Raw genomic sequence first — 238 nt, forward strand, 5'->3', positions numbered from 1 at the left:
TAAGGAGCCAGCCGCCTAAGGTGGGACAGATGATTGGGGTGAAGTCGTAACAAGGTAGCCGTATCGGAAGGTGCGGCTGGATCACCTCCTTTCTAAGGATAAAGCTGGACCTATGAGCCAGACAATAAGGTTTGTGCCACGATCTTTGTTTGTTTAGTTTTGAGGGAGCAATTCTCTCAAAGCTTTTTTTAATCGTTCTTTGAAAACTAGATAATCGTAATGAAGAAGCAAAGTAAAC

At 43.3% G+C, this 238-nt stretch carries 1 rRNA gene; it reads left to right on the forward strand.

Going from position 1 to position 238, the window contains the following annotated elements:
• A 16S ribosomal RNA gene (locus KW850_RS33040) occupies positions 1–92 on the forward strand; the annotation flags it as partial.
• Between the last annotated feature and the right edge of the window lie 146 nt (positions 93–238).

Source organism: Bacillus sp. sid0103, from assembly GCF_019219025.1.